The sequence below is a fragment of the Nioella sp. genome (assembly GCF_964229645.1).
Taxonomy (GTDB): domain Bacteria; phylum Pseudomonadota; class Alphaproteobacteria; order Rhodobacterales; family Rhodobacteraceae; genus Nioella.
The window spans coordinates 1-5,632 of sequence record NZ_CAXREX010000032.1 but is presented as its reverse complement, the minus strand read 5'-3'; the positions used below and the strand labels follow the sequence as shown (position 1 = coordinate 5,632).

The following is a 5,632-nucleotide window of genomic DNA, read 5'->3' as shown; positions in this document are numbered from 1 at the left end:
GCCGGGCTACTGGCAGTGGATCGGCTCGATCTTCTCGACCTTCGAGGTGGTCCCCTTCTTCGCAATGATGTCCTTCGCCTTCGTGATGGTCTGGAAGGGCCGTAAGAACCACCCGAACAAGGCCGCGCTTCTGTGGTCGCTCGGGTCCTCCACCGTGGCCTTCTTCGGCGCGGGCGTCTGGGGCTTCCTGCACACGCTGCACGGGGTGAACTTCTACACCCATGGCACGCAGATCACCGCCGCCCACGGGCACCTTGCCTTCTACGGCGCCTACGTGGCCCTCAACCTCGCGATGTTCAGCTATGCGATGCCGCTGCTGCGGAACCGCGCGCCTTACAACCAGGTGCTCAACATGGCGAGCTTCTGGCTGATGACCGGCGGGATGGCCTTCATGACCTTCACGCTGACCTTCGCAGGAACGATCCAGACGCATATGCAGCGGATCGTGGGCGACTACTACATGGACGTCCAGGACCAGCTTGGCCTCTTCTACCTGATGCGCTTCGGCTCGGGTGTGGCGGTGGTGCTGGGGGCGCTCCTCTTCATCTACTCCATGCTCGTGGTGCGCCGCGAGGTGGTCAAACCCGGCCCCGTGATCAAAGACGCGGCCGTTCCGGGAGAGTGATCCGATGAAAGACTTCAACACAGCCGACCTGCCGTTCTACCAGTCCGTCGCAGATGAATGCACGGTGTTCGAAACGGCCCATGCCAACGCTCTGCCCCTTCTTCTGAAGGGGCCGACCGGATGCGGCAAGACGCGCTTCGTCGAACACATGGCGGCTCGTCTGGACCTGCCGCTCCACACCGTGGCCTGCCATGACGACCTCAGCGCCGCCGACCTGATCGGGCGCTACCTGTTGAAAGGGGGCGAAACCGTCTGGGTCGACGGGCCGCTTACCCGGGCGGTGCGCGAAGGCGGCATCTGCTACCTCGACGAGGTGGTGGAGGCCCGCAAGGATGTCACCGTCGTCCTGCACCCGCTGACCGATGACCGACGTCGGCTGGTCATCGACAAGACGGGCGAGGAACTGGTGGCGCCCGACAGCTTCATGCTCGTGGCCAGCTACAACCCCGGCTACCAGAACATCCTGAAAAAGCTGAAGCCCTCGACCCGGCAGCGCTTCGTCTCCGTCGGGTTCGACTTCCCGACGCCTGAGGTCGAGGTGCCAGTGGTCATGCGCGAAAGCGGGCTGGACGAGGGCCGCGCGAAGGCGCTGGTCCGACTGGCGGGCGGCATCCGCAACCTCTCGGGCATGGACCTTGAGGAAGGGGTATCCACCCGCCTGCTGATCTACGCCGGCACGATGATTGCCAAGGGGATGCCCGTCGACCGGGCGCTTCAGGCCGCGATCATCGAACCGCTCAGCGATGAGCCGGACGTTCAACAGGCCCTGCGCGATATTGCCAGCGCCGTATTCGGGTGATTCCATGATCCACGTTCTCGACCTCATGGAACCGGAGGAAACCGTCGGTAACCTCTGGCACGACATGGCCACGCGCAGGGCGGCTTCAGACGCCGACCGCGCCGTCACCTTCGACGCCATGCGCCCCAGCCTTGCCGCGCTCTTCCGGGCGCTCGGCGGCCCGGCGGGGGTCGAGATCGTGGCGTCCCCACTCGCCTCCTCCGACCACCGGCCCAGCCTGTTCCGCCGGGTCGGCACCCCGCGCGAAATGGTGCATGTGGCAGATTTCGACGGTGACCGCCTGCGCCTGCCGCCGGTGATGGACTGCTTTTCCACACGGGAGCTGAACCGCGCCGCCTATCTCTGGCTCGCCTCTATCGCAGCCTTTGCCCAGGTGCCCGCGCGGCTGGCCGACCCTTACCGCAACGACCTCGCCCAGATCGCGGCTAACGAAAGTGCCATGGACCGCGCCTTCCGCGCCTGCCCCGGTCTTCAGGAAGATTACCGGGTGCTCTGCCTCGAAACCTGCGCCCTTCGCAAACGCGGCGCCCTGCCCCGGCACGAGGCCTCGGTCGAGCTGATGATCCTCGACCAGATCGGCTGTCAGCGTGGCGGGATCGAAGAAATCGACACCCCCGCCCCGCGTGGCTACCGCAGCTATGCCCCGGTGCCGATCTGGCTGCGGTTCCTGCCGCGCACCACCGGCAAGGGAGCGGCGGATGCAGCGGAGGACCCCGATCAGACCCCCGCCTTCGCGGTTCCCAGCCGGAAAGAGGCGAAACGCGAAGATCGCGATCAGGCGAACCGCAACGACGGGTTCATCATCCATCGGTTCGAAACGATCATGTCCTGGGCCGAAAGCCTGAACATCAACCGCATGGTCGATGACGACGATCAGGACAACGCCGCAAAGGCGGCCGAGGATCAGGACCATCTGACATTCTCGGAGAACATGAAGCGCGCCGCGACCCGTCTGCGCCTGTCGCTGGACCTGTCGCCACAGGATGCCGATCACGAGATGCTGGCAGGCAAGTTCACCTACCCGGAATGGAACCGCCGCACCGCTGCCTACATGCCCGACCACACCCGCGTGCTGGAAGCCCCCGCGAAACCGCGCACCGAATACGCCCCCGACCCGCGCCTCGTCGCCCGGGTCAAACGCCAGTTCGCGCCGCTGCATCCGCGCCGCGTCGTCCTGCCCCGCCAGATTGACGGGGAGGACCTCGACCTTGACGCCATCGTCACCTCGCGCACCGATATCGCCTGCGGACAGGAAGGGTCGGACCGGGTCTGGCAGGCGGGTCGTCCCGTGGCACGGGACCTGTCGGTGGCGATCCTGATGGACTGCTCCCGCTCGACCGAGGCCGCGATCGGCGAGACCTCGGTCATCGAGGTCGCCCGCGAAGCCCTGTCTTCGCTGGCCGAAGGGATCGACACCGCCGGCGACCGGCTTGGCATCTGGGGGTTCTCCTCCCTGCGCCGCGACAGTGTCTTCCTGCACCGGGCGAAGACCTTCGAGGAACCGATGTCGCCAGACGTCACCGCCCGGATCGGCGGCCTGACCCCCGGCCACTACACCCGGCTCGGCGCGGCGATCCGCCATGTGTCGGCGCAGCTGGGCGAGGAAGGCGCGACCCGCCGCCTGCTGCTTGTCCTGACCGATGGCAAGCCCAATGACCTCGACCATTACGAGGGTCAGCACGGGATCGAAGACAGCCGCATGGCCGTCCGAGAGGCCCGCGCCCTCGGCCAGGCCGTGCATGGCGTCATCGTCGATCTGGACGGGCAGGACTGGTTCGCCCGCATCTTCGGTCGCGCCGGGTTTACCCTGCTGCCGCATCCCGAGCGACTGCCGCGTGCCCTGCCCGAAATCTATCAAACCCTGACCATGGAGAACTGAGATGAAACGCATCCTCACCATCGCCCCGTATCTGACGACGATCCTGCCCACGACCGCCCTTGCGGAGGCCTTCGACAGACCCATCCCGCAGCCCCAGACCGAAGCGGCGGAGTTCTGGTTCTTCGTCGGCTCTGTCGCATTGCTGCTGTCGCTGGTCGCCGTACAGATGCTGGTGAGCCGGAGATGAGACCTTCGCGGAAGCTCTTTGCGGCGCTCTACCCGTTTGGCGCCGGGGCCATGGGGGTGAACCTCTTCTTCGCCTCGCTCATCGGGTCATGGATGGGCTGGCCGGTGCTGACGCCCTGGCAATCCGCAACCGGGGGGCTGGTCATCGGCCTTCCCGCGACCTACGCCTTTGCCTGTCACATCGTGCGACTGATGGAGAAGGCCGAAAGCTGATGACCGGATGGACGGAATACACGCTCGCACTGACGATCTTCGTTGCCAGCCACTTTCTGCCGCGCATCGGCGGCCTGCGCGACAGGCTGATTGGCGCGGTCGGGCGGCGCTTGTATTTCTCGGCCTACGGGTTCTTGTCCCTCACCCTGCTCGTCTGGGTCATCGTCGCGGCAGGTCGGGCACCCTATGTCGAACTCTGGCCACAGGCACCTTGGACGAGGTGGATGCCCAATATCGCGATGCCCATTGCCACCGTGCTGGTTTTCTGCGGATTCGGTCTGCGGAACCCCTACACGCTTGGCGGCAAGCGCGACGCCATCATCGATCCCGACCATCCGGGTTTCGCAGCCGTCTCCCGACACCCGCTGTTCCTTGCGCTGGCGCTTTGGGCCGGGGCGCATCTCGTGCCCAACGGAGATCTCGCCCATGTGATCCTATTCGGCAGCTTCACGATCATGGCGCTGGTCGCCATGCCCGCATTTGACACAAAAGCCCGCCGGACACTCGGCCCCGAAGCCACGGCGTTTTTCAAGGACACTGCGATCCTCTCGCTATCCCCCTTTTTCGACCAGACCTGGGTTCTCGAAAACGCGCGGCTTCTTGCAATCCGCACCATCATCGGCTTGCTGATCTGGGCCGCCGCCCTGCACTTGCACGACCTAATGATCGGCGTATCGCCCTTTCCCTTCTGAGCTTGATCCTACGCAAAGTTCACGACCCGGAAAAGGCGCATACGGGACGTATGAAACAGATCGACCGCCTCAGATCCCTCGGCCTCTTCGACGCCCGGGTGCCCCGCTACACCTCCTATCCGACAGCCCCCATCTTCTCGCCTGAGGTGGGAGCCAGGCACCAGGCCAATGCGCTCGCCGTGCTGAACCCGGACGAACCCGTCTCGGTTTACCTGCACATACCCTTCTGCGAGCGGTTGTGCTGGTTCTGCGCCTGCCGGACGCAGGGCACAAAGACCCTTTCCCCCGTTGAAAGCTACATCGGCACGCTGGAGCAGGAGCTGGCGCTGCTGAAAGATATCCTGCCCGCCGGGCTGCGGATGGGCCGGATGCACTGGGGCGGCGGCACGCCGACGATCCTCCCGCCGCCTCTCATCCACCGGCTGGCACAGGCCGTTCGTGCCGTCATCCCCCCAACCGAGGACCACGAGTTCTCGGTCGAGATCGATCCCACGATGGTCGATCCCGACAAGATCGCAGCGCTGGCCCAGGAGGGCATGAACCGCGCCAGCATCGGCATCCAGGATTTCGACCCGAAGGTGCAACAAGCCATCGGCCGCATGCAGCCCTTCGACGTGACACGGGCCTGTGTCGAAGACCTGCGCGCAGCGGGGGTTCACTCGCTGAACGCAGACCTCGTCTACGGGCTGCCCCATCAGGGCATCGCGCGGATGGATGACACGATCTCGAAAGTGCTCGAGCTGGAGCCGGATCGGCTGGCCCTTTTCGGATACGCCCATGTGCCGTGGGTGTCGAAACGCCAGCGGCTCATCGACGAGGAGGCGCTGCCGAAAGAATTCGAGCGATATGAACTCGCAAAACTGGCAGCGCAGCGGTTCAAGGATGAGGGCTTCGATGCGATCGGGATCGACCATTTCGCGCGATCCGGCGATACTCTGGCGCGGGCAGCCCGCACCGGCCACCTGCGGCGCAACTTCCAGGGCTATACTGACGACACCTGCCCGACGCTGATCGGCCTCGGGGCCTCCTCAATCTCGCGTCTGCCCTTGGGCTACGTCCAGAACGCGCCGGCCACCGCCGCTTATATCCAGCGCATTGAGAGCGGGACATTGGCAGGATCGCGCGGTCACGTAATGACAGAGGAAGACCTGCTCAGGGCTCGCGTCATCGAGATGCTGATGTGCGATTTCCGCCTCAACCGACCTGCACTTCGTCAGGCGTTCGGCGACAAATCAAAC

7 protein-coding genes are annotated in these 5,632 nt (G+C 65.1%); all 7 read left to right on the top strand.

The genetic code is table 11. The annotated features are described in order from the left end of the window. Positions 1-625 (top strand): cbb3-type cytochrome c oxidase subunit I (locus tag ACEQXV_RS02420; protein WP_370267723.1); only part of this gene is annotated, 625 nt, incomplete at its 5' end. A gap of 4 nt (positions 626-629) precedes the next feature. Beyond that, on the top strand, positions 630-1,424 hold the full coding sequence (locus tag ACEQXV_RS02415; RefSeq protein ID WP_093450972.1) for a CbbQ/NirQ/NorQ/GpvN family protein: 795 nt from the start codon (positions 630-632) through the stop codon (positions 1,422-1,424). Positions 1,425-1,428: 4 nt separating this feature from the next. After that, positions 1,429-3,303 (top strand): nitric oxide reductase activation protein NorD, encoded by a 1,875-nt coding sequence (locus ACEQXV_RS02410; RefSeq protein WP_370267722.1) that lies wholly within the window; start codon positions 1,429-1,431, stop codon positions 3,301-3,303. Between the two features lies 1 nt (position 3,304). Next, positions 3,305-3,490 carry a hypothetical protein gene (locus tag ACEQXV_RS02405; protein WP_370267721.1) on the top strand — a complete coding sequence of 62 codons (186 nt, stop codon included), beginning with the start codon at positions 3,305-3,307 and terminating at the stop codon, positions 3,488-3,490. Then, complete coding sequence (locus ACEQXV_RS02400) at positions 3,487-3,702, top strand: NnrT protein (protein WP_370267719.1); 216 nt, start codon at positions 3,487-3,489, stop codon at positions 3,700-3,702. Before ACEQXV_RS02405 ends, ACEQXV_RS02400 begins: the two co-directional genes overlap by 4 nt. Continuing rightward, a complete protein-coding gene (locus tag ACEQXV_RS02395; protein ID WP_370267718.1) occupies positions 3,702-4,394 on the top strand; it encodes an NnrU family protein in 693 nt (230 codons plus the stop codon). The genes ACEQXV_RS02400 and ACEQXV_RS02395 overlap by 1 nt, the downstream gene beginning before the upstream one ends. A 50-nt stretch (positions 4,395-4,444) precedes the next feature. Then, positions 4,445-5,632: oxygen-independent coproporphyrinogen III oxidase (gene hemN / locus ACEQXV_RS02390; protein ID WP_370267716.1), on the top strand; the 1,188-nt coding region annotated here is incomplete at its 3' end.

Coding starts and splice junctions, on each gene's coding strand:
- ACEQXV_RS02395 (WP_370267718.1), top strand. CDS start 3,702: ATGACCGGATGGACGGAATACACGCTCGCACTGACGATCTTCGTTGCC.
- ACEQXV_RS02405 (WP_370267721.1), top strand. CDS start 3,305: ATGAAACGCATCCTCACCATCGCCCCGTATCTGACGACGATCCTGCCC.
- ACEQXV_RS02415 (WP_093450972.1), top strand. CDS start 630: ATGAAAGACTTCAACACAGCCGACCTGCCGTTCTACCAGTCCGTCGCA.
- ACEQXV_RS02400 (WP_370267719.1), top strand. CDS start 3,487: ATGAGACCTTCGCGGAAGCTCTTTGCGGCGCTCTACCCGTTTGGCGCC.
- ACEQXV_RS02410 (WP_370267722.1), top strand. CDS start 1,429: ATGATCCACGTTCTCGACCTCATGGAACCGGAGGAAACCGTCGGTAAC.